We start from the raw sequence: 26,067 nt of genomic DNA, 5'->3' as shown, positions 1-26,067 counted from the left end.
ACCGCGGCCGCGAACGGCGCGATCTTCGCCTCCGCCAGCGCACGCACCGACTCCCGGAGCATGTCGTGCTCCTCGGAGGGCCGATACAGGTCGAAATCGGTCGAACCCGCCACGTTCACTCACTCCCACGCTTGCTAACTACCGTTAAGTAACCCAAAGGGTAGGGCGTGGCCCGGCGCCGGGCCAAGGCACGACTATGCTCGGGCAGGCATTCCGCCCGACGTCACTGGAGTACCGCATGGCCCTCAAGATCACTGTGATCGGCACCGGCTACCTCGGCGCCACCCATGCCGCGGCCATGGCGGAACTGGGCTTCGAGGTGCTCGGCCTGGACGTCGTCCCCGAGAAGATCGAGCTGCTCTCCTCCGGACGCGTCCCGATGTACGAGCCGGGGCTCGAGGACCTCCTCGCGAAGCACGTGGCCGGCATCGAGGGGTCGAGCGGCCGGCTGCGGTTCACCACCTCCTGGGAGGAGGTGGGCTCCTTCGGCGACGTGCACTTCGTCTGCGTGAACACCCCGCAGAAGCACGGCGAGTACGCCTGCGACATGAGCTACGTCGACGCCGCCTTCGCCTCCCTCGCCGCGGTCGTCCGCGAAGGGGCCCTGGTCGTCGGGAAGTCGACCGTGCCGGTCGGCTCGGCGGAGCGGCTCGCGGGCCTGCTGCCCGAGGGCGTCGAGCTCGCCTGGAACCCGGAGTTCCTGCGGGAGGGCTTCGCCGTGCAGGACACGCTGCACCCGGACCGGATCGTGGTCGGCGTGCAGGACTTCGGCGGGCGGGCCGAGAAGACGCTGCGCGAGGTGTACGCGGGGCCGGTCGGCGACGGCTCGCCGTTCGTGGTGACCGACTTCCCGACCGCCGAGCTCGTGAAGACGTCGGCGAACTCCTTCCTCGCCACCAAGATCTCCTTCATCAACGCGATGGCCGAGCTGTGCGAGGCCGCCGGCGGCGACGTCGCCAAGCTGGCCGAGGCACTCGGCCACGACGACCGGATCGGCCCCAAGTTCCTGCGGGCCGGCATCGGCTTCGGCGGCGGCTGTCTGCCCAAGGACATCCGGGCGTTCATGGCCCGGGCGGGCGAGCTGGGCGCCGACCAGGCCCTGACCTTCCTGCGCGAGATCGACTCGATCAACATGCGGCGGCGCGGCCAGATGGTGGAGATGACCCGGGAGGTCCTCGGCGGGAACTCCTTCCTGGGCCGTCGGGTGGCCGTGCTCGGCGCGACCTTCAAGCCGGACTCGGACGACGTCCGCGACTCCCCCGCGCTGAACGTGGCCGGCCAGATACACCTCCAGGGCGGCCAGGTCACCGTCTACGACCCGAAGGGCATGGAGAACGCGCGCCGCGTCTTCCCGACCCTGGGGTACGCCGACACGGCCCTGGACGCGGTGCGCGGGGCGGACGTGGTGCTGCACCTGACCGAGTGGCGGGAGTTCCGCGAGCTCGACCCGGCGGAGCTCGCCGCGGTCGTCTCGTCGCCGATGATCCTCGACGGCCGCAACGCGCTGGACTCGGAGCGCTGGCGGGCGGCGGGCTGGACGTACCGGGCGATGGGCCGCCCGCGCGCCTGAGACGACGCGAAGAGGGGAGAGGGGGCGCTTGTCACGCGCCCCCTCTCCCCCCTTTCGTACGGTCGGACCGCTAGTACGGTCGGGCCCGCTTCGTGCCGTCAGGCCCGCTTCGTGCCGTCAGGCCGCGGCCGGGCGGATCCGGTTCGTCCGCGACAGGAACTCCGTCTCGCGCAGCGCCCGGGTGACGTTGGCGTGGGCGAGCCCGACCAGCTCCTGGGCGGGCCAGCCCCGGCGCAGGAGCTCCGCGAAGAGCGGGACGTAGCCGAGGGCCGGCGCGGTGGTGTGCGAGACACCCGTGGAGCACGGGCCCGCCTCCGTACGCACCCGGTCGAGGACGTCCGCGTCGGCGGCCGGGTCGTCCGTGACCGTGACCATGCAGACCGCGCCGTTCTCGCCGAGGAGCCGCAGCACGTCGTCCGGCAGGCCCGCCGGCACCGCCCTGGTCAGCAGGGCCGGGGCCCGGGTGACCGCGAGGGCGCGGCGGACCGTGTCCTGGTCGGCGCCGGAGAGGTCCACGGCCAGGCCGAGGCGGTTCATCTCCCGTACGGCTTCGCGGGCGAAGCGGTCGAAGCGGGTGAGGTTCACGGCCCGGACGCCCAGGGCGTGGTAGGCCCGCAGGGTGGCCGCCGAGCCGCCGAGCGCGGGCCAGCCGACCGGGCCGAGCAGGGCGGCGACCCGGCCGCAGTTCCCGGCGTGGGCCATCTCGGCCGTGGTGTACACGAGCCGCAGGTCCTCGGGGCAGTCGGCGACGAGGGCGCGGATCGCGTCGATCCGCCGCAGCGTGCCGATGACGCCCTCGTCGGCCTCCACGTGCAGGGACCAGAACTGCGCTCCGGCCTCCGCCGCGCGGACGGGCGGGAGGTCCTCCGGGTCGAGGGACCGGGGCAGCTCGGCATGACCCTCGACGACGGGCTGGGCGGCCAGGATGGCGCGGGCCCGGGCGGTTTCGTCGAGCGGGGGTGGTGGATCGGGATCGAGCGCGCCGACGGCGGCGAGGGCGGCAGAGAAGGGGGAGGGATCGTCGAGATCTGCCATGGTGCTACTCCGAACTCGGTGATGCAGTACTGCCCCGCCCAATGCGGCGGGGCAGTACCGTCCACCGTGCCACCGGGCCCGGTCGGGGGCGCGGCGGAGTGGACCGTCCGGGTGACGGCTCCGCTACGGAGCGTCGGTGGTGTCGGCACTGTCGAGTGTGTCGATCGTCGCGTTCGACGGGGACGTGCGGGAGCGGAGGTCTCGGGAGACCGCTTCCGCGTCGCGGAGGGCGCGGACCGCGTTGGACCAGGTCAGCTTGGCGAGGTCCGGGTGTGACCAGCCGCGGTGCAGGAGCTCCGCGAGCAGGTTCGGGTAACCCGCGACGTCGTCCAGGCCGGCCGGGGTGAAGGCCGTGCCGTCGTAGTCGCCGCCGATGCCGATGTGGTCGATGCCGGCGGCCTCGCGCATGTGGTCGAGGTGGTCGGCGACCGTGGCGGCGGTGGCGATCGGGCGCGGGTCGTCCTCCTCGAAGGCGCGGTGCAGCTTCATCGCCTCGGCGGTCGTGTCGAGGTGGTCGAAGCCGTGCTCGCGGAGGTTCTCGTCCGCCCGCGCGGTCCACTCGACGGCCGCGGGGAGGATGAACTTCGGCACGAAGGTGGCCATCGCGACGCCGCCATTGGCGGGCAGCCGCTCCAGGACGTCGTCCGGGACGTTCCTCGGGTGGTCGCAGACCGCCCGGGCCGAGGAGTGCGAGAAGATCACCGGCGCGGTCGAGGTGTCGAGCGCGTCCCGCATGGTGGTGGCGGCGACGTGCGAGAGGTCGACGAGCATGCCGGAGCGGTTCATCTCGCGGACGACCTGCCGGCCGAAGGCGGAGAGCCCGCCGACGCCCGCCTCGTCGGTCGCCGAGTCCGCCCAGTCGTTGTTGTCGTTGTGCGTGAGCGTCAGGTAGCGGACGCCCAGGGTGTGCAGCGCGCGGAGGGTGGCGAGGGAGTTGTTGATCGAGTGGCCGCCCTCGGCACCCTTGAGCGAGGCGATGCGGCCCTGCTTCCGGGCCGCCTCCATGTCGTCCGCCGTCAGCGCCGGGGCGAGGTCGGCGGCGTACCGCTCCAGGAGCTGGTCGACGATGTCGATCTGCTCCAGGGTCGCGCTGACCGCGTCGTCCCCGGCCAGCCGGCAGGGGACGTAGACCGACCAGAACTGGGCGCCGACGCCGCCGGCCCGCATCCGGGCGAGGTCGGTGTGGAGCGCGCCGGTCTGGTCCGCGCCGATGTCCATGCGGTCCAGGTCGTAGCCCGCGTGTTGGCGCAGCGCCCACGGGAGGTCGTTGTGGCCGTCCACGACCGGGTGGGCGGCGAGCAGTTCGCGGGCTTCCGCGAGGCGCTCGGCCGCGCTCACTTGCCGAAGCCGAACGAGTCCGCGCCCTCGACCTTGGCCCGCAGGCGCTTGCCCTTCTCCGTGGCCTGGTCGTTGAGCTCCTGGAGGAAGTCGTTCATCCGGGTGAGGAGTTCGGGGTCGTGCGCGGCGAGCATCCGGGCCGCGAGCAGGCCCGCGTTGCGCGCGCCGGCGACGGAGACCGTCGCGACGGGGACGCCGGCCGGCATCTGCACGATGGAGAGCAGCGAGTCCATGCCGTCGAGGTACTTCAGCGGCACCGGCACGCCGATGACCGGGAGCGGGGTGACGGAGGCGAGCATGCCGGGCAGGTGGGCGGCGCCGCCCGCGCCCGCGATGATCGCCTTGAGCCCGCGGCCCGCGGCCTCCTCGCCGTACGCGATCATCTCGCGCGGCATCCGGTGCGCCGAGAGGACGTTCACCTCGTACGCGATCTCGAACTCGTCCAGGGCCTGGGCGGCGGCCTCCATGACGGACCAGTCGGAGTCGGATCCCATGGCGATACCGACGACGGGGGCGGTGCTCATGCTGCTCACTCGACGATCGTTCCTCTCAGATATCCGGCGGCGTGACGGGCGCGCTCCAGCACGTCGTCGAGGTCGTCGCCGTAGGTGTTGACGTGCCCCACCTTGCGGCCGGGCTTCACGTCCTTGCCGTACATGTGGATCTTGAGCTGCGGGTCCCTGGCCATGCAGTGCAGATACGCGGAGTACATGTCCGGGTAGTCGCCGCCCAGGACATTGCACATCACGGTCCATCGGGCGCGCGGCCGCGGATCGCCGAGGGGGAGGTCGAGAACCGCCCGGACGTGGTTGGCGAACTGCGAGGTGATCGCGCCGTCCTGGGTCCAGTGACCGGAGTTGTGCGGGCGCATCGCCAGTTCGTTGACGAGGATGCGGCCGTCCGTGGTCTGGAAGAGCTCGACGGCGAGGTGGCCGACGACCCCCAGCTCCTTGGCGATGCGGAGGGCGAGCTCCTGGGCCCGGCCCGCGAGCTCGTCGTCGAGGTCCGGCGCCGGGGCGATCACGGTGTCGCAGACACCGTCGACCTGACGGGACTCGACGACCGGGTAGGCCACGGCCTGGCCGTGCGGGGAGCGGACGATGTTCGCCGCGAGCTCGCGTACGAAGTCGACCTTCTCCTCGGCGAGGACCGGGACGCCCGCGAGGAACGGGTCGCGGGCCTCCGCCTCCGTGCGCACGAACCAGACGCCCTTGCCGTCGTAGCCGCCGCGCACGGTCTTGAGGATGATCGGGAAGCCCCCGACCTCGGCCGCGAAGGCCACCGCGTCCGCCGCGTCCGCGACGATGCGGTGGCGCGGGCTCGGCGCGCCGATCTCGTCGAGTCTGGCGCGCATCACCCCCTTGTCCTGGGCGTGCACCAACGCGTCGGGCCCGGGGCGGACGGGGATGCCGTCCGCCTCCAGGGCCCGCAGGTGCTCCGTGGGGACGTGCTCGTGATCGAAGGTGATCACGTCACATCCGCGCGCGAAGTCACGCAGCGTGTCCAGGTCGCGATAGTCGCCGATGACGACGTCGCTGACCACCTGGGCCGCCGAGTCCTGCGGGGTGTCACTGAGGAGCTTGAACTTGATGCCGAGGGGGATGCCCGCCTCGTGGGTCATACGGGCGAGCTGACCGCCGCCGACCATACCGACTACCGGAAACGTCACCCTCTTAGGGTATCCGCACCACCAGGGAACACTCGTCCGCCTGTGGTTTGTCACAAGGACAGCGCAGGTGGGACCCGGGTTTCCCCGTGGTTTACGAGGTACCCGGGCGGGTGACAGGGGGGGCTGGTTAGCATGGTTGGGTTGACGTCGCCCGGACGTCACCACCGGACGGACGGGACAGAGCCATCACCATGAGTGAACCCGGCGCGCTGCGCATGCGACTCAACGGGCTCTTCCGTGAGGTCGCCAAGTTCGGGGCAGTGGGGGCTGTCGGTGTCCTGGTCGACCTCGGGGTGTTCAACCTCGTACGCCACTTCACGGATCTCCAGGTCGTGCGCGCGAGCATCATCGCCACCCTGGTCGCGATCGCCTTCAACTACGTGGGGTTCCGTTACTTCACGTACCGCGACCGGGACAAGAGCAGCCGCACCAAGGAGATGTCGCTCTTCCTCGTCTTCAGCCTGATCGGTCTGGTGATCCAGAACGGTCTGCTGTTCGCGGCGACGTACGGCTTCGGCTGGGACGGCCCGCTCGCGAGCAACTTCTTCAAGTTCTTCGGCATCGGCGTCGCGACCCTGTTCCGCTTCTGGTCGTACCGCACGTGGGTGTTCCGCGCGCTGCCCGCGAAGGAAGCCGTGCAGGCCGCCGAATCGTTCCTTGAGCAGCCCCCGCGCCAGGCGACCCGTCGCCAGCCCAACCGCGTCTGACCTGCCCTTTCACCGTACGGGGCTACCGTACGGGGCGGTTGCGCGTCTCGTCCGAGACGCTCCTGACCTCCCGGCTCAGGAAGAGCGCGAAGATCGGCGGGTGCTGCTGCAGCAGTTCCAGGCGCCCGCCGTCCGCCTCCGCCAGGTCGCGGGCGACGGCGAGGCCGATTCCCGTGGAGCTGCGACCGCTCACCGCCCGCTCGAAGATCCGCGCGCCGAGGTCGGACGGGACGCCCGGTCCCTCGTCCGTGACCTCGATCACCGACTGGTTGCCGGTGACCCGGGTCCGTACGGCGACGGTGCCGCCGCCGTGCATGAGCGAGTTCTCGATCAGCGCGGCGAGGACCTGGGCGACCGCGCCCGGGGTGCCGACGGCCCGCATCCCCTGCTTGCCCGAGTGCACGATGGCCCGCCCCGCGCTGCGGTAGGCCGACCGCCACTCCTCCAGCTGCTGCTTGACGACCTCGTCGAGATCGAAGGCGACGGCGGAGCCCGTGCGGGGGTCCCGGGAGTTGGTCAGGAGCCGTTCGACGACGTCGGTGAGCCGCTCGACCTGGGTGAGCGCGATCGTCGCCTCCTCCTTGACCGTGTCCAGGTCGTCGGCGAGGGCGACCTCCTCCAGGCGCATGGAGAGGGCGGTGAGGGGCGTACGGAGCTGGTGCGAGGCGTCGGCGGCGAGCCGGCGCTCGGCGGTGAGCATCCGGGCGATGCGCTCGGCGGAGGCGTCGAGGACGTCCGCGACCCGGTCGAGCTCGGGCACCCCGTACCGCTTGTGCCGGGGCCGGGGGTCGCCTGAGCCGAGGCGCTCGGCGGTCTCCGCCAGGTCGGTCAGCGGGGACGTCAGCTTGTTGGCCTGCCGTACGGCGAGGAGGACGGCGGCGATGACGGCGAGCAGGGCCACGGCGCCGATGATCATGAGGGTCCGGCCGACCTCCTCGGTGACGGCCGAGCGGGACTCCTCGACAGTCACGGTCTCGCCGCGCTCCCCTTCCGCGAGGCCCCGGGTGACGTTGCCCTCGGGGCGGGTGCCGATCTCGATCGTGTCGCGGCCGGGGATGCGGATCTGCGCGTACCGCTTGGCGCCGCTCTGCTCGGCCAGGATGTCCGGGTTGACCGGCTCGCCGCCGATGAGCCGGCTGTCGACGATGGAGACGATCCGCAGCGCCTCCGAGTCCACGCTCTCCTGCGCGCTGCTGGAGATCGTCCGGGTCTCGACGATGACGAGGGAGACGCCGAAGACGGCGATGACGACGAGCACCACGGCGAGCGTGGAGTTGATCAGACGGCGGCGCATGGCTTAACGGTGGCTCAGCTCTTCTCGAAGCGGAAGCCGACTCCGCGGACGGTGGCGATGTAGCGCGGGTTCGCCGCGTCGTCGCCGAGCTTCTTGCGGAGCCAGGAGATGTGCATGTCGAGGGTCTTGGTGGAGGACCACCAGGTGGTGTCCCAGACCTCGCGCATCAGCTGGTCGCGGGTGACGACCCGGCCGGCGTCCCGGACCAGGACCCGGAGCAGGTCGAACTCCTTGGCCGTGAGCTGGAGCTCCTCGTCGCCCATCCAGGCGCGGTGCGACTCGACGTCGATCCGTACGCCGTGGGTCGAGGGGGCCACGACGGGCTCGCTGGAGCCGCGCCGGAGCAGGGCCCGGACCCGGGCGAGGAGCTCGGCGAGGCGGAAGGGCTTGGTGACGTAGTCGTCGGCGCCCGCGTCGAGCCCGACGACGGTGTCGACCTCGTCGGCCCGCGCGGTGAGGACCAGGATCGGGACCGCGTGGCCCTCGGCGCGCAGCCGCCGGGCGACCTCCAGGCCGTCCATGCCGGGCAGCCCGAGGTCGAGTACGACCAGGTCCACTCCGCCCTGGAGTCCGGCGTCGAGGGCGGTCGGACCGTCCTCGCGGACCTCGACCTCGTACCCCTCTCTCCGCAGGGCGCGGGCCAGCGGTTCCGAGATGGATGCGTCGTCCTCGGCGAGCAGTACACGGGTCATGGGGTGATGGTAGTCCGCACGGCCACCGGGCCGTGGCGGGATCCGTTCGGCCCGGGTGACCCCTCCGTATCCTGTGGGCATCCTGTTCATGACCTTGGAATGGCCTCGCGTGGTTGCACTACAGCCTGTGATCCATCTCTCAAGTCCTTCCATATCCGGCACTGTCGTGTCGTATGGTGGCTCGACGTCTGTAGCGGTAATCGGGGACCTTTGGCCAGCTTCATGCGCCAAGGTCCTCTTTCTGCGTGAGGTCGGCTCCGCCGATCCTCGAAGACAGTGAACGACCTGTGGGCCGGGTTCCGGGACGCGATGACGCGCCTCCCGGGGCGTGGATCCCGGTGGAGTCCAACGGCTCCGCCGGTGCCGGCCTCCCCCACCGGGCGCACCCCGCTCACAAGGCGAGCGTCCCGACAGAGCAAGGATCGACATGGCGTCCAGCCTGACGACGGCTTCGACCGGAACCCCTGGTTCCGGGAAGACGTTCCTCGGCCACCCCCGCGGCCTGGCCACCCTCTTCTTCACCGAGATGTGGGAGCGCTTCTCCTACTACGGCATGAGGGCCCTTCTCGTTCTGTACCTGGTCTCCGGCGGCACGGACGCGGCCACCGGCAGCCAGGGCGGCGGCCTCGCGATGACGGCGGCCACGGCCACGGCGATCTACTCCGTGTACGTGTCGATGGTCTACCTGATGGCCATGCCCGGCGGATGGTTCGGCGACCGTGTCTGGGGCGCCCGCAAGACCGTCACCATCGCCGGCTTCGTGATCATCGCCGGTCACGTCTCGCTGGCCCTCCCCGGCCAGGCGATGTTCTTCCTCGGCCTCGCGCTCGTCGCGGCCGGCTCCGGTCTCCTCAAGGCCAACATCTCGACGATGGTCGGCCACCTCTACGACGGCCCGGACGACCCGCGCCGTGACGGTGGCTTCACGCTCTTCTACATCGGCATCAACCTGGGTGCCTTCGTCGCGCCCTTCGTCGTCGGCACCGTCGGCGAGAAGGTCAACTGGCACCTGGGCTTCGCCCTCGCCGCCGCCGGCATGGCCCTCGGCCTCGCCTGCTTCCTGTCCTTCAGCAAGAGCCTGAGCCCGACGAGCAGCCTCGTCCCGAACCCGCTCTCCGCCGAGGAGAAGAAGCGGATCCTGGTCAAGGCCTCGCTCGTGGTCGCGCTGGCCGCCGTCTTCTACGGTGTCGTCGTCGGCCTCGACCTGTTCACCCTGAACTGGGCCCTGGTCCCGCTCACCCTCGCCGGTCTGCTCATCCCCGTCGCCGTCCTCGTCCGCATCAAGCGCGACAAGGACCTCGACAAGACCGAGCAGTCGAAGATGAACGGCTACATCTGGTTCTTCGTCGCCGCCGCCATCTTCTGGATGATCTACGACCAGGGTGGCTCCACCCTGTCGCTGTTCGCCGACGACAAGACCGGTTCCCTCTTCGGCTTCGACCCGTCCGCCACCTGGTACCAGTCGCTCAACCCCATGTTCGTCATGGCGCTGGCCCCGGTCTTCGCCTGGCTGTGGCTGTGGCTGGCTCGTAAGAACCAGGAGCCGAACACCATCGTGAAGTTCGCGATGGGTCTGGTCCTGGTCGGCGCGTCCTTCTTCGTCTTCATCGTCCCGATGGGCATGGCGGGCGACGGCACCCTGGTCTCCCCGATGTGGCTCGTCTCGATCTACATGATCCAGACCATCGGTGAGCTCTGCCTCTCCCCCGTCGGCCTCTCCGTCACCACGAAGATGGCGCCGAAGAAGTACGCCTCCCAGATGATGGGTGTCTGGTTCCTCGCCGTCACCGCAGGTGACTGCACCACCGGTCTGCTCTCACTGGCCGGTGTGGACCTCAACGGAACAGGCATCATCGCCCTGCAGGCGGCCCTCGCCGTCGGCGCCGGCTTCGCGGTCTTCATGTACCGCAAGAAGGTCCAGGCGATGATGGGCGGCGTCCACTGACGCCCCGCTCCGTACGCGCCTGAGGGCCGCCGCACCGGTTTCGGTGCGGCGGCCTTCGCCGTCTACCGGCGCTCTCAGCGCCTCAGGCGCGCCCACGGTGTGAAGGTGAACACCGCGCCGCCGATGAGGATGACCGTGCCCGCGACCAGGGCGAGGGCGCGCAGGGCGCCGTCGCTCTCGGCGCCGGTCTCGGCGAGGTTCTCACCGGAGGAGCCGCCGGAGGCCGCGCTGCCGCCGGAACCCGAGCCGGAGCCCGAGCCGGAGCCGGAGCCCGAGGCGCTCGAACCGCCGTCGGAGCCGCCGCTCGCCCCGCCGGACTGCTTGCTCGTGTCCAGCTCGAGGGAGGCGTTCACCGCGCCCTTGACCTGGCACGGGATGTCCATCTTCGCCGAGCCGAGCGTGACCTTGATGGTCAGCGCGCCCGGGCTGAGCGTGGACTTCCCGGTCGCGCCGGGCTTGTACGTGCCCTTCATGTCCTCCAGGCTCACCGGGGCGCCCGCCGCGACCGCGGTGGGGTTGGGGGCTCCGGTGACCAACACCGTGCCGCTGTCGGCTCCGCCGATCCTGACCGCCATGGTGGGGACGAGAGCCCCCTTGGGGAGGGGAGCCGGGCTGTCCATGACGCCCTTGGCCGTCTTGACGGTGAGGTCGTAGACGGCGCCGTTCTTCTTCGCGCTGATCGTCACCTTGGAGTTGATGTTCGGCGGGCCGGGGGACGTGCAGGTGAAGGCGACGGTGACCTCCTTGCCCGGGAAGTCGGTCTGCCCGCCGCTGCCGCCGGAGGAGCCGCCGGCGGAGCTGGAGCTTCCTCCAGAGGTGGAGCCCGAGGTGGAGCTGCCGCCCGAGGTGGACGTCGAGCCGCCCGTGCCGGCGCTGCCCGTGTGCCCCCCGGTGGTGGTGGAGCCCCCGGACGTCGTGGTGCTGCCGCCGGTCGTGGTCGTACCGCCGGACGTGGTCGTGCTGCTGCCGCCCGACGTGGTCGAGCTGGAGCCACCCGACGTGGTCGAGCTGGAGCCACCCGACGTGGTCGTACTGGAGCCGCCCGACGTGGTCGTACTGGAGCCGCCCGAGGTCGTCGTACTGCTGCCACCGGAACTGGTGCCGGAGGTGGTGCCGCCCCCGCCCGCCGTCACCTTGATCGTCGCGGCGACCGGGACGGCTTCCTTCGGGGTGCACTTCGTGTCCGTCGACAGCGGCTTGGACACGTTGATCGTGTACTTGTCGGGCGTCAGCGTGATGTCGCCCGCCGTGGTCAGCTTCAGCTTCCCCTTCATCTCGGGCAGCACCATCGCGCTGTTCTTGGGGATCGGCGGGTTGCTCCGCGGACCCTCCATCGCGACGGTGCCGCTCCCCGCGCCGCCCACCTTCAGGACGCCGCTCGGCTTCACCGTGTCCGCCCCGAGGTCGAGCACGTCGGGGTTCTTCGAGGCGGCCTGGACCGTCTTCCAGACGATCTCGACCTCGTCGCCGACCTTGGCCTCCGCCGGTGCGGTGACGAGCACCTTCGTGGTGCCCTGCACCGGCGGGAGACCGGAGATGGACGGTGGGATGCACTCCGTCTTGTACGAGACCTCGGCGGCCTGTGCGGGGCCGGCGGAAATCAGGATCCCCGCGCCGCCGAGCATCAGCGCGACCCCGGCCGCGCTCATCCTCCGTTGCGTACTCACGCATGTCCCTTCGTCGTCGGACTGCTCTCTGGCGCTGACGGTGCGGAGTCAGGGCTGAACCACGGCAGGACCGTGGTCGGTTCGTCGTCCCTCGCGTCCCCGTTCGCGGGGGCGGGGACGGACGTGCGGGTACGGCGGCGCAGTGCGGCCGTACGAGTGCGGGGAACGCGTCCGGTGGACGGGCGGCCCGCGGCGGGGCGTCCGGCGGCGGGCCGGAGACGGTCCACCACGGCCATCCCGATCCGGAACAGCGCCGCCGGTACGACGACGGCGAGCAGCACCCAGAAGAGCGTCACGCCCCAGGGGCGGTCCACCCCCCACGGCTGCTCGACGAGGACCTTGCCCGCGTACCGGACGGAGACCTGGTAGTCGCCGTGCGCGCCCGCCGTGAGTTCGGCCGGGAGCCGGACCAGGGCCTTCTTGCCGGGTTCGATCGTGCCGCGCCACTGGCGTTCCTCGTACTGCGGCGCGAAGACGCCGTGGCTCGTGCCGACTTCGAAGACCGGGTCCTTGACGGCGGCCGAGCCGAGGTTGCCGACGGTGAAGACCACCTCCCGGCGCGGTGGCGCGCCGAACCAGACGAGGAGGCCGCCGGCCCCGTCGAGGCGGACGGCCGCGAGGACGGCGAGCCGCCCGTTGCCCGAGGCCTCGGGGAGCGGGGCCGTGGGGTGTCCGGCGACCGCGAACGCCTTGTCGACCGCGTCCTGTTGGCCCGTGACGCCGGCCACGTGCACCACGCAGGGGCAGGGCTCGGGCGGTTCGGCGACCGGGAGTTTCGCGCTGAACGCTCCCCTGGCGTCGACGGTGGCGGCCCGGCCCTCGCTGTTGGAGCAGGAGTTGGTGCCGCCGATGACGCCCTTGCCGGGCGCGGACCGGCCGCAGATCAGGAGCATGAGCAGCGCGCCCGGTTTCCAGCCGCTGCCGCTGACGGTGATCGTGCCGCCCTTGCCGCCCTCGGCCTGGGAGAGTTCGACCACGGGTCCGGGCGCGGCCGTCGCGGTGACCGCGGGCGGCAGCGCGAGGGCGAGGGCCGTGAGCACCGCCGTGAGCAGGGCCGCGGCCGTACGCGACCTCCTCGTCGACCTCATGTCGTCGCTCCCGTCGAGGCTCGCTGGGTACGGGGCCGGCCGCGCCGCCGCTCGCCGTTCCGCTTTCCGTACCGCTTCCCGTACCGGATGCCGTACGCCCCGCCGCCCGCCACCGCGAGGAGCAGTCCGGCCGTCCCCGCGAGGGCGGGGCCCTCGGCGAACGCGGCCTCGGTACGGGCGCCGGCGGGGGCCGCGCCGGGGGCGCCGGCGGTCAGCCGGACGGTGACGGAGTCGAGGGCGGGCGGATCGGGCCAGGGTTCGGTGCGGGTGACCCGCTCGCCGGGGCGCAGGGTGAGCGGGAGGGCGCGCTCCGGCCGGTCGAGGACCGTGCCGAGGAGGCCCTCGGCGCGGACCGCGAGGGTCGGGGCGAGGACCGTCGTGCCGCGGTTGACCAGGGTGTAGCGGAGGCCGCCGGCGGCCTCGTCGACGCGGACGTCCTCGACGGTGAGCGCGGCGAGGCGCGGGCCGCTCACCCGCAGGAGCAGCTCCACGCTCAGCTCGCGTCCGGCGGCCGTGGCGCGCACGGTGCCCCGGTGGTCGCCGGGCGGGGTGTCCGCGGTCACGGTCACGGCGAACGGCACGTCCGCCCGGGTCCTGGCCGGCACGGTGACGGTCCGGGCGGCGAAGGCCACCGGCGCGCCCTCCCCCGCGAGTCGTACGGTGAGCGGGCGCGCGCCCGGGTTGGTCACCGAGAGGGTGTCCTGGAGGACGCTCCCCGCGGGGCCCTCCAGATAGGCGTACGGCCGTCCGGCGGCGGGTGCCGCCGTCCAGGCCCGGTCTCCGGGGGGAGCCGCCGCGACCGCGCCGACGAGGGCGGTCGCGGCGGCCACGAGCCCGGAGCGCACCGCCGCCCGCATCAGCGTGCCGTGCGCCGCGTGAGCCAGAGGACTCCGGCGGCGCCGGTCAGCAGGACGGTTCCGCCGAGGGTCCCGAGGGCCAGGGCGGAGTCGAGCGGGCCGGTCTTGGGCAGTTCGGTCCCGGAGCCGTTGTCGTCACCGTCGTCGCCGGCCGGCGGGGTGTCGTCCCCGCCCGCGACCCCGGTCACGTCGAGTTCCAGCGAGGGCGCGGGGTTGTTCTTCGGCTTGCATTCGGCCGCGTCCATGCCGAGGGCGTGCACGATGAGCGTGCCGGCCGTGAAGGTGACCTTGCCGTTCTTCGTCGGCGTGAACGTCCCGGTCAGCGTGCCGATTTTGATCGGGGTGTCCGGCGGGATGGCGGCCGTGTTCGGCGTGCCCTTGACCTTCACCGTGCCCTCGGCGGCCCCGCCGAGGACGAGCTCGGCGCGCGGGGTCATGACGCCCTTGCCCAGCTCGATCGGACTGTCGGAGACGCCCTTCTCGAAGGACATCGTGATCGTGTAGCCGATGCCGCTCTTGACGGCCTTGATGTCGACGGGCGAGACGGCGTCCTTCGGGCCGATCTTCGTCACGCACGCGTAGTTCACATCGACGACGGTCGCCTGGGCGGCCGGCGCGGCGGTCAGCACGGTGGCGCCCGCCACCGCGACCGCCACCGTGAGACCGGCGGCCGTTCTCCTTCGGTTCGGCACCTTGGACACCCGAGCACCCCTCACCGCAACATAACTGACGGTCTTTCAGATTGGCCGTCAAGGTACGCCGGGGGCCTCACAGAGGGAAGGCAGAGGAGCGGGTGAACTTGTGAAAGTCCTCGGGGGTGTCCGAGGAGGGCACCTCAGGCGGGTGCGGCGAGTTCGGCCCAGACCGTCTTGCCCGGGGCGCCGGGCGTGCGGTCGATGCCCCAGTCCAGGCAGAGTCGCTGGACGATGAACATGCCGTGACCGCCGGGCCGGCCGGAGCGGTGCGGGGTGCGGGGGGCCGGCTGTCCGGCGCCGCGGTCGGTGACTTCGAGGCGTACGACCTGGTCGACGCGCAGGACGCGCAGGCGCTCGGGGCCCTCGGCGTGCAGGCAGGCGTTGGTGACGAGCTCGGAGACGACGAGCAGGACGTCCTCGGCGGCGGCCCTGCGGTCGGCGGTGGCGGCCGGGAGCCACCCCCACTCCTGGAGCGCCGACCGCGTGAAGTCGCGGGCGAGCGGGACGGTGCCGCTGGTCTCGCCGAGGGCGAGCGTACGGACGTCGGAAGCTTGGTCCATCAGCGCTTCACCTCACCGATTGACGAGACAGAGGGGCGGGACGTACGGAGCGAACGCCACGCCTCAGCCGGGGAGGGCCGTGGCGAGCGTGTCGTGCAGGGTGAAGACGGCATCCGCGCCGGTGATGCGGAACACCCGGGCGACCGTGGGCCGCATCGCCACCAGATGGACCCCGCCACCCGCGGCGTCCGCCCTCAGCCGGGCGCCGAGCAGCACGTTGAGCCCGGTCGAGTCGCAGAATTCGAGGCCCGAACAGTCGACGACGAGCCTCGACCGGCCCGCGTCGAGCGCCGCGTCGAGTGGCGTGCGCAACAATTCGGCGGTGTGGTGATCCAGCTCACCCACGGGCGTGAGGAGTTCGACTCCCACGCCCACGGTCCGGACCTCGACCCGCAGGCGCGCGGGCTGCGCGCTGCCGATGTGCTGGCGGTCCATGGCCGTGCCTCTTCTCGCTCTCGCGGCTGCCGACTGACGTGCGTCGAACCCTACAAGCGGGGCACCCTTCGGCGCACACACGGACCGCGCAAATACCCCCAAAGCGGATTATTGACACTTGCAACCATCGCGGTCCACCAGGTAGGCCTAGTAGAGAACACCCGACAGGACACCCGACATGACCGGCCTCGGAGGCGCCGCAAACCGCAGCAGAAGAACAATGGAGGAGACCCATGTCACCCCGGCTCGACGCCCCGCGTACCCCCGACGCGCCGTCGGCAGCAGTCCCCCTCGACCACCTGCCCACCCAGCCCCTCGACCACCTGCCCACCCAGCGCCAGGACATGCCGGACCTGCCCGACCGGCCCCTCGACCGCATCGGAGCGGTCGACGCGCGCGCCCTGTCGAAGCAGCTCTTCGCCCGGCTCGCCGTCCTCGAAGAGGGCACCCACGACCACGCGTACGTCCGGAACACGCTCGTCGAACTCAACCTGGCCCTCGTGAAGTTCGCCGCCTCCCGGTTCGGCAGCCGCAGCGAGCCGATGGAGGACATCGTCCAGGTCGGCACGATCGGCCTCATCAAGGCGATCGACCGTTTCGAACTGACCAGGGGCGTCGAGTTCCCCACCTTCGCGATGCCGACGATCATCGGCGAGATCAAGCGGTTCTTCCGCGACACCTCGTGGTCCGTGCACGTCCCCCGCAGGCTCCAGGAGCTCCGGCTCGACCTCGCGCGGGCCGGTGACGCGCTCGCCCAGCGCCTCGACCGCGCCCCCACCGTCGCCGAACTCGCGGAGGAGCTCGGGATCTCCACGGAGGAGGTCGTCGAGGGCATGACCGCCAGCAACGCGTACACCGCGAGCTCGCTCGACGCCAAGACCGAGGAGGACGAGGCCGGCAGCGGGGAGAGCACCCTCGCCGACCGGATCGGCTACGAGGACGACGGACTCACCGGCATCGAGTACATCGCCTCCCTCAAGCCGATGATCGCCTCGCTGCCCGCCCGCGAACGGCACATCCTCTCCCTCCGCTTCGTCTCCGGCATGACGCAGTCGGAGATCGGCACGGAGCTCGGGATCTCGCAGATGCACGTGTCCCGGCTCCTCTCCCGCACCCTCGCCCGGCTGCGCCGCGGCCTCACTCTGGAGGAATGACCTCCGGCGGCTCCCCCGAGCCGTCAAGATGGCTCCGGAAAGGGCCCGTTCACGGTCGCGTTCTCGATCCGCCGACCCGGAACGGGCCCTTCCGTACGACCGCGCGCGCGGCCCCGCACCAGGCCGATCGCGTGACCGGAAGGCCTTGTTGACGCGCCGTCCGGATTGGGCCACATTGAGCCCGGGGATTCAGGGGGGAATCACATGGTTTCTGCGTACGCGGAACTGGAAGGGCGGATGCGCGACCGGCTCGGGGGCAGGGAGTGCCTCTACGTGCCGTCGTGCCGCTTCGGTCTCTACCTCGCGCTGCGCCACTGGTGCGAGCCCGGCGGCCGGGTGCTGATGTCACCGGTCAACGACGACGTGATCTTCTTCGTCGTGCTCGCCGCCGGGCTCCGCCCGGTGCAGGCGCCGCTCGACCCCCGGGACGGGTCGATCGACACGGCGGCCGTCCCGGAGTCCGTCTGGCGCGGCCTCTCCGCGGTCCTCACCACCAATCTGTACGGGAACCCCGACCCGGCACCGGAGCTGCGGGCCCAATGCGACCGGCTCGGCATCCCGCTGATCGAGGACGCGGCCCACGCGATCGGCTCCACCGTCGGCGGGCGCCCGGTCGGCACGTACGGCGAGGCCTCCGTCTTCAGCCTCTCGAAGCACACCGCCGCCAAGACCGGCGGCTTCGTCGCCCTCGCCGACCCGGCGCTGCGCGAGGAACTCACCGCCGCACGGGACGCGTTGCTGCACCCGGCCCGTACGGCCGGCGAACTCGCCTACCTGGTACGGCCGTACGCGGAGGCCGCCGTCCGCGGCATGCGCCTCGTCAGGACCGCGCGCGCCGCGGTGCGGCTGCTCGGCCTCGAGGAGCGGGAGGAGATTCGGATGCCGCTCCGCGCCGACGAGCTGCGGCGGGCCCTGCCGGCCGCGCCCGCGCTCGCCCCCTTCCACTCCTGGGTACGGGTCGACATGCACGACTACCGGCTCCGGCCGGGCCCCGGGCGGCTGCGCCGCACCACCCGCAAACTGGCCCGGCTCGACGGCGTCCTCGCCGCCCACCGCGCGGGCACGGCCCTGCTCCTGGCGAGCGAGTACGGCACGCCCGGGGCCGCGGACGAACCGGCCCAGCCGCTGTTCCGGGTGCCGCTGCTCGTCGAGGACCGGGACGCGGCGATCGCCGCCCTCGCCCGGCACCGGATCACCACCGGCTACGTCTACGACCCGCCGCTCGACAGCTACGCGGGCGAGGCGTTCACCGACCTGTCCCCCGCGCCGGAGGCCGCCGCCCGGTTCGCCCGGCACGCCCTGCCGGTGGACCCGCGCCGCGCGGACGAGGTCCTCGGCGTGCTGCGCGCGGCCGGGACCCGCCCCGCGCGCCTGTCGGAGGCCCCCGGCGGCGCCCGGTGACCGACACCGTACGGCTGCGGGAATCGGACCGGCCGGAGGCGGAGGAGCCCTCGGCCGCCGTGCCGCTTCCCGCCGGCGAGAAGGACGCCGAGGGCGACTCCGGCGAGAACTCCATGTTCCGCAACGCCTACGCGCTGATGCTCTCCACCGGCGTCTCCGCGGCCCTCGGGCTCGGCTTCTGGCTGGTCGCGGCCCGCTACTACACGGAGGAGGCCGTCGGACAGGGCTCCGCCGCCATCGCCGCGCAGCGGATGCTCGCCTCCCTGACCGCGACGACGCTCACCGGCGCGGTCGTCCGGTACGTGCCCCGGGCCGGGCGCGCCACCGGGCCGCTCGTGGTCCGCCTCTACCTGGTCAGCACGGCGGTCGTGGCCGTGGCCTGCGGCGTCTTCCTGCTCACCCTGGACTGGTGGGGCCCCTCGTACGCCCCGCTCGGCACCGTGTCCGCCGGGATCTTCTTCACGGCGGCCAGCATCGGCTGGGCCCTGCTCACCCTCCAGGACGCGGTCCTCACCGGACTCAGACGGGCCATCTGGGTACCCGTCGGCAACGCCGTCTTCTCGCTCGGCAAACTCGTGCTGCTCGTCGTCCTCGCCGTCGGCGTACCGGTCCTCGGCGTCTTCGTCTCCTGGGCGGCGGCCATCGTGCTCTCCGTCGTGCCGGTCGGCTGGCTCGTCTTCCGGCACCTGATCCCCCGGCAGGCGCACGCCGACCGGGACCGCGAGCCGCCCACCCTGCGCGAGATCGGCCGCTTCCTCGCCGGGGACTCCGTCGGCTCGATCTTCAGCCTGCTGATGATCAGCCTGCTGCCGATGATGGTCGCCGTCCGCTTCGGCGCCGCGCACAACGCCTTCTTCTACACCGCCTACACCGTCGGCGGCACGATGGAGTTCATGGCCATCAACATGGCCTCCTCGCTCACCGCGCACGCCTCGCACAGCCCCGAGTCCCTCGCCGAGGGGGTCAGGGGAGCGCTGCGCCGCATGGCGCTGCTGCTCGTCCCGGTCGTGCTCGTCCTCGTCGTCTTCGCGCCGCTGATCCTCGCGCCCTTCGGCGAGGAGTACGCCCGGAACGGCACGACCGTGCTGCGGCTGCTCGCCGCCGCGGCGCTCCCCCGGGTCGCCGTCGAGCTGTACATCGGGGTGCTGCGCGTCCAGGGGCGTACGGGCATGCTCGCCGCGCTCCAGGGCGCGATGTGCGTCATGGTCCTGGGCAGCGCGGTCTTCCTCCTCGGGCCCTTCGGCATCGCCGGTGCGGGGTACGCCGTCCTCGGCTCGATGACGCTGATGGCGGTGGCGTCCGTGCCGGGCCTGCGGGCCACGCTCAAGGGCCGGGCGCCGGTCGAGGGGGCCCGGGCGGCCGCGCGGGTGAAGGAACGCGCGGAGGACGGGTACGGCACGAACTGGGCGCGGGAGAGCGCCTATCTGCGCGGGACGCACGACTCGGTGACGCCCGCGTTCGGCATCCCCGTGTACGTACCCCGGCAGCGGACGGACGAGCCGGCGCTCACCCCCGCGCGGCGGGAGGCGGGGGGCGCGGACCGGCCGGACGCGCCCGACCGGCCGACGGCCCGGCTCCGGCGGTGGCTCTGGCTGTCCCTCGGCCTGGCCGCCGTGCTGTTCTGGCTCCCGCTCGCCGGGGCCGGCGTCCTCGACGTGGAGCGGCTCTCCGGGACCGGCCTGCTGACCGCGCTCCCGCCCGTCACGCTCCTCGCGGGGCTGCTGCTCGTCGCCCTCCAGGGCGCCGCCGTCGGCCTGCGCGCCTTCCGGCCGGCGTTCGCCGGGGCGGTCCTGCTCGCCACCTTCCTCGCCCTGCACACCGCGCCGCCCCTGCTGGGCCTGCGGCCCGCCGCGGCCGGCGGCCCGGGCGCGGAACTCCTCGGCGAGGCCGTCGGCCCGGCGGCGGTGGTGACCCCGATCGTGCTCCAGGCGCTGTGCCTGCTGCTCGCGGCCCTGCTGCTGCGGGTCCTCGGCGTGGGCGACCGGGTCACGGCGGGCGTCGTGTGGGTCCTCGTCTGGGCCGGGTGGGCGGGGCAGCAGGCCTTCGCCGCCGCCCCGCTCCCGCTCTTCCTGGGCCTGGCCGGCGCCACGATGGCGGTCTGCGCCTTCCGCGGCCTGGCGGCGGGCCGCCGTTAGGAGTCGTCAGCGGCGCGGTAGGGGCTGCTTGAAATACGGGTCCTGGCCGGCGATCCGGTACCCCTCCAGGCCCGCCCCGGAGTCGACCGTCAGGTCACACCCGGGCCCGGGCACAGCGCGGTTCCAGTGCACGTACGCCTTCGCCTCCGGCAGCGTCGGCGCCACCCCTGGGATCGCGGTGTACCAGTCGCGCTGCCGCTCGGGCCGCTTCGGGTCGGGGGCGGTGGCGAACTCGGAGAGCATGATCGGCTTCTCGGCGGAGACGTTCTTGCGGAGCCAGTCGTAGCTGGGGCGCTGGCTCTTGTCGAAGTCGAGCCAGTTCGGCGACTTGTGGCAGAGGTAGTAGTTGTACTGGTCCATGCCGATCCAGTCGACGTAGTCGTCGCCGGGGTAGAGCCGCTTCATCAGAGCGGCGTTGCCGAGCCAGCCGGAGACGGTCCAGACCCAGACCACGTTCGTGACGCCCAGCTTCTCGAAGCGGTCGCGGACGTGGCGGTAGGCGGCGACGTACTCCTCCGGGGTCCCGGCGCCCTGCTCGATGCGGAAGTCGGCCTCCTGGTCGAAGGCGAAGAAGACCCGCTTGCCGTACTCCTTGACCCGGAGGGCCTGCGGGTCGATGACCGAGGTGTCGTACGTGCCCGCGGCGATGTTCTTCCACCCCAGCTGCTTCTCGGTCCAGTTGGCGTGGTGCTTCTCGGTCCACACCGTGGACTCCCAGGCCAGCATGAGGAGTCGGTCCCGGCCGAGCTCCCGCTCGTCGGGAGTGAGCAGCTCGCCGTCGGCCTTGCTCCCTGACATGTCGTGGTACGTGTAGACGAGGTCGAGCTTGCGGCCGATCTTCCTCTCGAAGTCGTACACCGGCCGAGTGAGCGAACTGTCGCTGTCGTACGGGATGTACGCGCCCCACCAGGCACCACACGGCGCGACGAGCAAGGTGTCGGGCGCGCAGCCGTCGTCGTCGGAGAGGGTCGACCAGACGCCCAGGCCGGCGGTCAGCGCGCCGACGGCGGCGAGCGCGATCGCGAGCCGGGTCCAGGGGTCGTGCCTGCCGTGGCGCCCGGTCATGCGCGCCCCCCGGTCCTTCGTTTGCGGAACCGGGCCGTGAGCAGGGAGGTGCGCCCGGACGTGCGGGTGCCGTCACGCTCGACGGCGCCGCGCGTGGCGGCCGGCAGCGGCACTCCGGGCAGGGTGGCCGCGACGCTCACGAAGAGGGCGAGGACGACGAGGAAGACGGTGAGCGAGAAGGCTTTCGTCAGGAACAGGGTGGTCGCGGTGAGCGTGGCCACGGAGAGGCTGACGGGCGCGGCGAGCGCCAGCGCCTCCAGGCGGGCGCCGGGCCGCAGCCCGAGGGGTTGGGGGAGCAGCAGCGCGAGGCCCGGCGCGAGGAGGACGAAGGCGAGGACGGGGATCCAGCGCAGCGGGGAGCCGCCGGGGAACGCGGTCGCGGCGAGGGCGACCCATCCGGAGGCCGCGAGGGCGGCTCTGCGCTGGACTCGCGGGGTCAGACGTGGGCCGGTCATGGCGTACCTACTCCTCGTGCGTGCGTGCGTATGTGCGGGCGTGGGTCCGGGACGTGTGCGGGGCGGCGGGTCAGCCGGTGGTCGTGGGCCGGTAGCGGAGGACGAGTCCGTACCGGTTCTCCTCCACGACCTCGAAGAGCGGCGATCCCTTGAGCGCGTCGCGGAGGGTGTCGAAGCCGCCCTCCGGGAGGTAGCCCTCGCCGATGACGGCCTCGCCCTGGGTGGGCGTGAGAATCACGTAGGCCGGGCGGCCCGCGGGGATGCCGCCGGCGAGATAGCGCGCGGGGTCCTTCAGCATGCGGAGGTTCTCGTCGACCTCCTGTTCGGTGAAGAACCAGCGTTCGTAGTGGTCGTAGCGGTAGTACGAGTCGGCGAAGGCGCCGGTCGCGGCGAGGATCAGGGCTCCCTCGGGCGCCCGGTCGAAGGCGCGGCGCGTGAGCGCGGTCTCGCCGGGCGGCGCGTAGTGCATGCCCTCCTTGCCGTAGTACGAGGGCAGGAAGCCGGCGAGCAGGGCGACGAGGGTGACGGGCAGGGCGACGGCGGCCGTGCGGCGGGCGAGCGCGGCGGCCCGGCTCGCGGCCCCGACGGCGGGGACGAGCGCGGCGGCGGCGAAGAAGGCCGAGCCGGGCAGTCCGAAGAGGTAGACGCGGAAGATCATCTCGCCGCCGTAGTCATTGACGGCGAACATCGGGAGGGGTGCCGCGGCGGCCAGGACCAGCGGCAGGGCGCTGCGGGCCAGCTTGCGGCGGAGCAGGACGGCGGCGGCGGCGAGCCCGCCGAGGGCGAGGACCATCAGGACGTTGGCGTTGCCGACGAGCTCCGGGCCGGGGCCCGTGGGGTCGCCGGCGAAGCCGGGACGGGAGTTGCCGAGGAGGTCGCCGGCCTTCTCGCGCAGGGTGCCGAGGGTGTCGAGGAAGAGCTCCCTGCCCATGGTGAGGTTCCAGACCAGCATGATCACGCCGGTGGTGGCGAGGAGCCCGAGGTTGCGGTAGCGGCGGGTGAGGCAGAGGGCGAGGAGGCTCGCGCAGAGCATCACGGGGGTGAGTTGGTGCGAGGCGTTGATGGTGGCGATGATCGGGACGAGGAAGAGGACGGCGACCGCGCGCTGCCGGGTCGTCGTGGGCGGCGGGACGGCCGCGGCGGCCGGGTCGAGCGCGGAGCGGTCGCGGAGCGCGCCCGCCGAGCCGGGCAGCACGAAGTGCCGGACGACGACGGCGAAGACGGTGAGGTAGAGCAGGTACGAGAAGCCCTGCGGGGAGAGGTAGTCCTGGCCGACCCAGTTCGCCAACTGGAAGATCCACACGCCGGTCCACACGAGCCGCCAGTCGTCGCTGAACGTGCGGTAGACGAGGATGAGGACGGGCACGGTGAGCAGACCGAGCGCGACCGGGGCCCAGTTGATGAAGGAGGCGGCGGCGTCGACGCCGAAGGCGCGGACGAGGGCCGCGTCGAGGGAGAAGAAGCCGGGCCACTGGTCGTAGGCGGACATGCCGCCGGAGAGCTCGCGCCCGGGGTGGACGGTGCCCTCGGTGAGCAGCCTGCTGATGATCGCGTCGTGCTTGGACGCCCACGCGTAGCGGACGGTGTCGTAGAGGATCGCGGGCGGTGCCTTGAGGGCGACGAGCATCGCCGCGCAGTAGGTGGCGGGCCAGAGGGGCGCGGTGCCGGCGCGGCGGAGGGTGATGACGAAGCCGCCGGTCAGGACGGCCAGGGCGGCGTAGAAGCCGAGGGGGAAGCGGTCGAGGAGGCCGAACTCCTCGATGGTCCGGAAGTCGATGTTGGGCAGCGCCCAGAGCCAGAGCACGGCGGCGAGGAGGAGCGGGGCGAGGCTGAGGGCGGCCGGGGACCGGAGTGCGGCGAGGGGGGCGGACCGGGGCCGGGGGGCCGGAGCCGTCCCGGCTGCCCGTCGCGCGGCTTCTCGCTCCGCGGCTTCCCGGTCCTTCGGGGAGGACTGTGACGGTACGCCGTCGCTCCCGGTGACCGGTGTTGATGGCACATGGTGCTGCACGACGGCTCTCCCCCCACTGTCCCCTTGGTGAAACAAAGGAACGTACTTCGGTTTTGTACAGACATTCAATCCCCGTCCCTTGCACGGGAGTTGATGATCTTTCCGACGGCGTGGCTCAGCCCGCGAACTCGGGCCCGTTGAGCAGGGCGCGGGCCCTGCGGTACATCCGCCACCCGACCGTGGGCAGCGAATCCCGGTACGGCGCGGCCTTCGCGCCGCGCCCCTCCATCCACTGCTCGATGTCGGCGACGGTGTGACCACGGCGCAGGATGAGCCGGGCGATGCGGTAGATCTCGTCCGACTCGGAGCTGAGCGCGTGCCGGACGGCGACCGCCGAGGTGTACCCGGCGGCCTCGGCGGCCCGTCGTACCGCCGGGCTGTTGTAACCGTGGGGGTAGGCGAGGTGCCGGACCTCGTGCCCGAGGACGTCCTCCAGGACCGCCTTCGCCTCGCGCAGTTCGCGCCGCAGGAATTTGGGCGCGAGGGTGTCGAGCTGCGGGTGGGTGACGGTGTGGGCGCCGACCTCCATCCCGTACTGCTCCAGGCGCGGGGCCTGGGAGAGGGTCATCATCGGCGCGGGCGGCAGCAGACAGGGCCGGCCGGGGGTGATGGCCCCCGTGGTGAGGTACGCGGTGGACGGCAGGGCGCGGGAGGCGAGCGCCTCGGCCGTCGGCCCGACGAGGTCGGCGAAGCCGTCGTCGAAGGTGAGGACGACGGGGCGGGGCGGCAGCGGGGCGCCGGTGGCGAAGTGGGCGGCGAGGGTGCCGACGGTGATCGCGGTGCGGCCGCTGGCGACGATCGCGTCGAGCTGGGAGGCGAACTCCTCGGGGGAGACGGTGAATTCGGCGATCCAGTCCGGAGGGTCGTCCATCACGGCGTGATAGAGGAGGACGGGGATCCGGGTGTGGAGGGGGACGTTCGTCATCGGACCGCCGCCTTCCGCAGACCGGCCTGCGCGACGCGGGCCTTCGCGTAGCCGATCGGGCCGTAGAGCATGCCGCGTCGCTCCAGTCGGGAGAGGCTCCTGGGCCAGGGATGGTGCTGGGTGCCGTGTTCGCCGGGGACTCCGCCGTCGCCCTCGCCGCGCTGGGCGGTCATGGACCGGGCGTGGGCGAGGCCGCGCGGCAGCCGGGTGAGCAGCGCGGGCAGCATGCGGGGGCGGCGGACCAGGGTCGCGGTGAGGTAGGCGGTGAGGCCCGCGCCGTAGCCGTACGCCTGGTTCCGCAGGTCCTGCCAGGTCTCCCGGTGGTGGTGCCAGACGAGCGCCTCGGGCGTGTAGCGGAGGCGGAAGCCGGCGGAGAGGACGGCGACGAAGGCGTACAGGTCGTCGCCGCCCTTGGCCGGGGTCCCGGTGCCGGTCGCCGGGTCGAAGCCGCCGGCCTGGCGGAGGGCGGTGGCCCGGAAGGCCATGTTGGCGCCGGAGCCGAAGCTGCCCGCGGTGAAGGGGAAGAGCGGTTCGTCGGCGGGCGGTTCGGCCGGGTCGTACAGGCGGGGCGCGAAGCCCTTGGCGAAGCCGCCGTGCGATTCGAGGAGGACCTGGGCGGGGGTGCTCAGGCGGGCGGGCAGGATCAGGCCGGTGACGCAGCCGAGGCCGGGGTCGGCGGCGAACGGCTCGGTGAGGGCGGTCAGCCAGCGCGGGTCGGCGATCACGTCGTCGTCGGTGAAGGCGAGGACCTCCCCGTCGGCGGCGGCGGCGCCGGAGTTGTGGGCGACGGCGAGCCCGGGGGTGTCCTCGCGGACGTACCGGACGCGCCCGGCGTACTTGTGGGTGACCAGGTCGTGGGTGTCGGTGGTGCGGGGCGCGTTGTCGACGACGATCAGCTCGTGGTCGGGGTGGTCCTGGGCGAGGAGCGAGTCGAGGGCGCGGGCGAGCTGCTCGGGGCGCTCGCGGGTGGCGACGATCACGGAGGTGCGGGGCCGGGTGGTGGCGGTCTCGGACCGCGACGACCCGCCTGCCGAGGCATGGTGTTCGGCGTCGGTACGCGGCCGGGCGGCGGTCTCGACGCGCTCGCGGGCGAGGGCGCCGAGCACCTCGGCGGGGTCCTCGCCGTCCCGCACGGTCCCGATGACGGTGGCCGCGGGCCGGCCCCGGAGCCGTACGAGCGCGTACACGTCGCCGGGTACGAGGGGCGGTCCGCCGGGGGCGGGGCGCAGGGACGTGACGGGCCCGTCGGGCGCGTCGAGGTCGAGCTCGGCGACGGAGACGGGGCGCGGAGGCGGGGCGGGTCGGTCGGGGCGGGTGCTCACGGGGATCCCCCAGGGAGATACGGCGGCGGGCTCGGCGGCCAGGGAGGCGG

The 26,067-nt window shown here is 72.5% G+C and carries 23 protein-coding genes; 6 read left to right on the top strand and 17 right to left on the bottom strand.

Going from position 1 to position 26,067, the window contains the following annotated elements; translation table 11 throughout:
* Positions 1-238 precede the first annotated feature (238 nt).
* The gene (locus ACFWWU_RS27900; RefSeq protein ID WP_384148950.1) at positions 239-1,570 is read left to right on the top strand and encodes a UDP-glucose dehydrogenase family protein; all 1,332 of its coding nucleotides are present in this window, start codon (positions 239-241) and stop codon (positions 1,568-1,570) included.
* Positions 1,571-1,687: 117 nt separating this feature from the next.
* Here ACFWWU_RS27900 and ACFWWU_RS27895 read toward each other — a convergent pair whose 3' ends face one another.
* The 4 genes from ACFWWU_RS27895 to ACFWWU_RS27880 all read right to left on the bottom strand — a co-directional run bounded on the left by ACFWWU_RS27895 (position 1,688) and on the right by ACFWWU_RS27880 (position 5,612).
* The gene (locus tag ACFWWU_RS27895) at positions 1,688-2,605 is read right to left on the bottom strand and encodes a membrane dipeptidase (protein ID WP_384148948.1); all 918 of its coding nucleotides are present in this window, start codon (positions 2,603-2,605) and stop codon (positions 1,688-1,690) included.
* Between the two features lie 123 nt (positions 2,606-2,728).
* Positions 2,729-3,943 carry a dipeptidase gene (locus ACFWWU_RS27890; protein ID WP_384148946.1) on the bottom strand — a complete coding sequence of 405 codons (1,215 nt, stop codon included), beginning with the start codon at positions 3,941-3,943 and terminating at the stop codon, positions 2,729-2,731.
* Positions 3,940-4,467 (bottom strand): 5-(carboxyamino)imidazole ribonucleotide mutase, encoded by a 528-nt coding sequence (purE, locus tag ACFWWU_RS27885; protein ID WP_384148944.1) that lies wholly within the window; start codon positions 4,465-4,467, stop codon positions 3,940-3,942. Before purE ends, ACFWWU_RS27890 begins: the two co-directional genes overlap by 4 nt.
* Before the next feature lie 5 nt (positions 4,468-4,472).
* Positions 4,473-5,612, bottom strand: coding sequence for a 5-(carboxyamino)imidazole ribonucleotide synthase (locus ACFWWU_RS27880; RefSeq protein ID WP_384148942.1), 1,140 nt, complete (start codon positions 5,610-5,612; stop codon positions 4,473-4,475).
* Between the two features lie 191 nt (positions 5,613-5,803).
* Between ACFWWU_RS27880 and ACFWWU_RS27875 the strand changes: the two genes are divergently transcribed.
* Positions 5,804-6,319, top strand: a complete 516-nt coding sequence (locus ACFWWU_RS27875) for a GtrA family protein (protein WP_384148940.1) — start codon at positions 5,804-5,806, stop codon at positions 6,317-6,319.
* Between the two features lie 22 nt (positions 6,320-6,341).
* On the opposite strand, the gene ACFWWU_RS27870 is transcribed toward ACFWWU_RS27875, so the two are convergent.
* Positions 6,342-7,613, bottom strand: coding sequence for an ATP-binding protein (locus tag ACFWWU_RS27870; RefSeq protein ID WP_384148938.1), 1,272 nt, complete (start codon positions 7,611-7,613; stop codon positions 6,342-6,344).
* 14 nt (positions 7,614-7,627) lie between these two features.
* A complete protein-coding gene (locus ACFWWU_RS27865; protein ID WP_024757648.1) occupies positions 7,628-8,305 on the bottom strand; it encodes a response regulator transcription factor in 678 nt (225 codons plus the stop codon).
* A 427-nt stretch (positions 8,306-8,732) separates the two neighbouring features.
* On the opposite strand from ACFWWU_RS27865, the gene ACFWWU_RS27860 reads away from it, so the two are divergent.
* Complete coding sequence (locus ACFWWU_RS27860; protein ID WP_384148936.1) at positions 8,733-10,250, top strand: peptide MFS transporter; 1,518 nt, start codon at positions 8,733-8,735, stop codon at positions 10,248-10,250.
* 74 nt (positions 10,251-10,324) lie between these two features.
* Here ACFWWU_RS27860 and ACFWWU_RS27855 read toward each other — a convergent pair whose 3' ends face one another.
* The 6 genes from ACFWWU_RS27855 to ACFWWU_RS27830 form a co-directional block, all read right to left on the bottom strand.
* On the bottom strand, positions 10,325-11,899 hold the full coding sequence (locus tag ACFWWU_RS27855; protein WP_384148934.1) for a hypothetical protein: 1,575 nt from the start codon (positions 11,897-11,899) through the stop codon (positions 10,325-10,327).
* A 14-nt stretch (positions 11,900-11,913) separates the two neighbouring features.
* Positions 11,914-13,005: a hypothetical protein gene (locus ACFWWU_RS27850; protein ID WP_384148932.1), complete on the bottom strand. Its 1,092-nt coding sequence runs from the start codon at positions 13,003-13,005 to the stop codon at positions 11,914-11,916.
* On the bottom strand, positions 13,002-13,862 hold the full coding sequence (locus ACFWWU_RS27845; RefSeq protein WP_384148930.1) for a hypothetical protein: 861 nt from the start codon (positions 13,860-13,862) through the stop codon (positions 13,002-13,004). The genes ACFWWU_RS27850 and ACFWWU_RS27845 overlap by 4 nt, the downstream gene beginning before the upstream one ends.
* Positions 13,862-14,554, bottom strand: coding sequence for a peptidase (locus ACFWWU_RS27840; RefSeq protein ID WP_384148962.1), 693 nt, complete (start codon positions 14,552-14,554; stop codon positions 13,862-13,864). Before ACFWWU_RS27840 ends, ACFWWU_RS27845 begins: the two co-directional genes overlap by 1 nt.
* Positions 14,555-14,697: 143 nt before the next feature.
* On the bottom strand, positions 14,698-15,117 hold the full coding sequence (locus ACFWWU_RS27835) for an ATP-binding protein (RefSeq protein ID WP_384148928.1): 420 nt from the start codon (positions 15,115-15,117) through the stop codon (positions 14,698-14,700).
* Between the two features lie 63 nt (positions 15,118-15,180).
* Entirely contained in the window at positions 15,181-15,552 is a 372-nt protein-coding gene (locus tag ACFWWU_RS27830; protein WP_384148926.1) for an STAS domain-containing protein, read from the bottom strand.
* 233 nt (positions 15,553-15,785) lie between these two features.
* On the opposite strand from ACFWWU_RS27830, the gene ACFWWU_RS27825 reads away from it, so the two are divergent.
* The 3 genes from ACFWWU_RS27825 (at position 15,786) to ACFWWU_RS27815 (ending at position 20,242) form a co-directional block, all read left to right on the top strand.
* Positions 15,786-16,706 (top strand): RNA polymerase sigma factor SigF, encoded by a 921-nt coding sequence (locus tag ACFWWU_RS27825; protein ID WP_384148924.1) that lies wholly within the window; start codon positions 15,786-15,788, stop codon positions 16,704-16,706.
* A 204-nt stretch (positions 16,707-16,910) separates the two neighbouring features.
* Positions 16,911-18,107, top strand: a complete 1,197-nt coding sequence (locus ACFWWU_RS27820; RefSeq protein ID WP_384148922.1) for a DegT/DnrJ/EryC1/StrS family aminotransferase — start codon at positions 16,911-16,913, stop codon at positions 18,105-18,107.
* Positions 18,104-20,242 carry a lipopolysaccharide biosynthesis protein gene (locus ACFWWU_RS27815; RefSeq protein ID WP_384148920.1) on the top strand — a complete coding sequence of 713 codons (2,139 nt, stop codon included), beginning with the start codon at positions 18,104-18,106 and terminating at the stop codon, positions 20,240-20,242. Before ACFWWU_RS27820 ends, ACFWWU_RS27815 begins: the two co-directional genes overlap by 4 nt.
* 6 nt (positions 20,243-20,248) lie before the next feature.
* On the opposite strand, the gene ACFWWU_RS27810 is transcribed toward ACFWWU_RS27815, so the two are convergent.
* From ACFWWU_RS27810 to ACFWWU_RS27790, 5 genes are all read right to left on the bottom strand, one after another.
* On the bottom strand, positions 20,249-21,307 hold the full coding sequence (locus tag ACFWWU_RS27810) for a glycosyl hydrolase (protein ID WP_384148918.1): 1,059 nt from the start codon (positions 21,305-21,307) through the stop codon (positions 20,249-20,251).
* Complete coding sequence (locus tag ACFWWU_RS27805; RefSeq protein ID WP_384148916.1) at positions 21,304-21,762, bottom strand: hypothetical protein; 459 nt, start codon at positions 21,760-21,762, stop codon at positions 21,304-21,306. Before ACFWWU_RS27805 ends, ACFWWU_RS27810 begins: the two co-directional genes overlap by 4 nt.
* 70 nt (positions 21,763-21,832) lie before the next feature.
* A complete protein-coding gene (locus ACFWWU_RS27800) occupies positions 21,833-23,770 on the bottom strand; it encodes a hypothetical protein (RefSeq protein WP_384148914.1) in 1,938 nt (645 codons plus the stop codon).
* A 115-nt stretch (positions 23,771-23,885) separates the two neighbouring features.
* Entirely contained in the window at positions 23,886-24,695 is an 810-nt protein-coding gene (locus ACFWWU_RS27795) for a polysaccharide deacetylase family protein (RefSeq protein ID WP_384148912.1), read from the bottom strand.
* Complete coding sequence (locus ACFWWU_RS27790; RefSeq protein ID WP_384148910.1) at positions 24,692-26,017, bottom strand: glycosyltransferase; 1,326 nt, start codon at positions 26,015-26,017, stop codon at positions 24,692-24,694. Before ACFWWU_RS27790 ends, ACFWWU_RS27795 begins: the two co-directional genes overlap by 4 nt.
* Positions 26,018-26,067: the final 50 nt, after the last annotated feature.

It is taken from the genome of Streptomyces sp. NPDC058650 (assembly GCF_042717315.1).
In the GTDB taxonomy this organism is placed as follows: domain Bacteria; phylum Actinomycetota; class Actinomycetes; order Streptomycetales; family Streptomycetaceae; genus Streptomyces.
This window is presented reverse-complemented; position numbering and strand designations above follow the sequence as displayed.

Bases quoted from the DNA above. Each gene is read 5' to 3' on its own strand.
- ACFWWU_RS27895 (WP_384148948.1), bottom strand. From the start codon at position 2,605: ATGGCAGATCTCGACGATCCCTCCCCCTTCTCTGCCGCCCTCGCCGCC.
- ACFWWU_RS27900 (WP_384148950.1), top strand. From the start codon at position 239: ATGGCCCTCAAGATCACTGTGATCGGCACCGGCTACCTCGGCGCCACC.
- ACFWWU_RS27805 (WP_384148916.1), bottom strand. From the start codon at position 21,762: ATGACCGGCCCACGTCTGACCCCGCGAGTCCAGCGCAGAGCCGCCCTC.
- purE (WP_384148944.1), bottom strand. From the start codon at position 4,467: ATGAGCACCGCCCCCGTCGTCGGTATCGCCATGGGATCCGACTCCGAC.
- ACFWWU_RS27875 (WP_384148940.1), top strand. From the start codon at position 5,804: ATGAGTGAACCCGGCGCGCTGCGCATGCGACTCAACGGGCTCTTCCGT.
- ACFWWU_RS27825 (WP_384148924.1), top strand. From the start codon at position 15,786: ATGTCACCCCGGCTCGACGCCCCGCGTACCCCCGACGCGCCGTCGGCA.
- ACFWWU_RS27860 (WP_384148936.1), top strand. From the start codon at position 8,733: ATGGCGTCCAGCCTGACGACGGCTTCGACCGGAACCCCTGGTTCCGGG.
- ACFWWU_RS27810 (WP_384148918.1), bottom strand. From the start codon at position 21,307: ATGACCGGGCGCCACGGCAGGCACGACCCCTGGACCCGGCTCGCGATC.
- ACFWWU_RS27795 (WP_384148912.1), bottom strand. From the start codon at position 24,695: ATGACGAACGTCCCCCTCCACACCCGGATCCCCGTCCTCCTCTATCAC.
- ACFWWU_RS27830 (WP_384148926.1), bottom strand. From the start codon at position 15,552: ATGGACCGCCAGCACATCGGCAGCGCGCAGCCCGCGCGCCTGCGGGTC.
- ACFWWU_RS27870 (WP_384148938.1), bottom strand. From the start codon at position 7,613: ATGCGCCGCCGTCTGATCAACTCCACGCTCGCCGTGGTGCTCGTCGTC.
- ACFWWU_RS27855 (WP_384148934.1), bottom strand. From the start codon at position 11,899: ATGAGCGCGGCCGGGGTCGCGCTGATGCTCGGCGGCGCGGGGATCCTG.
- ACFWWU_RS27845 (WP_384148930.1), bottom strand. From the start codon at position 13,862: ATGCGGGCGGCGGTGCGCTCCGGGCTCGTGGCCGCCGCGACCGCCCTC.
- ACFWWU_RS27850 (WP_384148932.1), bottom strand. From the start codon at position 13,005: ATGAGGTCGACGAGGAGGTCGCGTACGGCCGCGGCCCTGCTCACGGCG.
- ACFWWU_RS27835 (WP_384148928.1), bottom strand. From the start codon at position 15,117: ATGGACCAAGCTTCCGACGTCCGTACGCTCGCCCTCGGCGAGACCAGC.
- ACFWWU_RS27865 (WP_024757648.1), bottom strand. From the start codon at position 8,305: ATGACCCGTGTACTGCTCGCCGAGGACGACGCATCCATCTCGGAACCG.
- ACFWWU_RS27820 (WP_384148922.1), top strand. From the start codon at position 16,911: ATGGTTTCTGCGTACGCGGAACTGGAAGGGCGGATGCGCGACCGGCTC.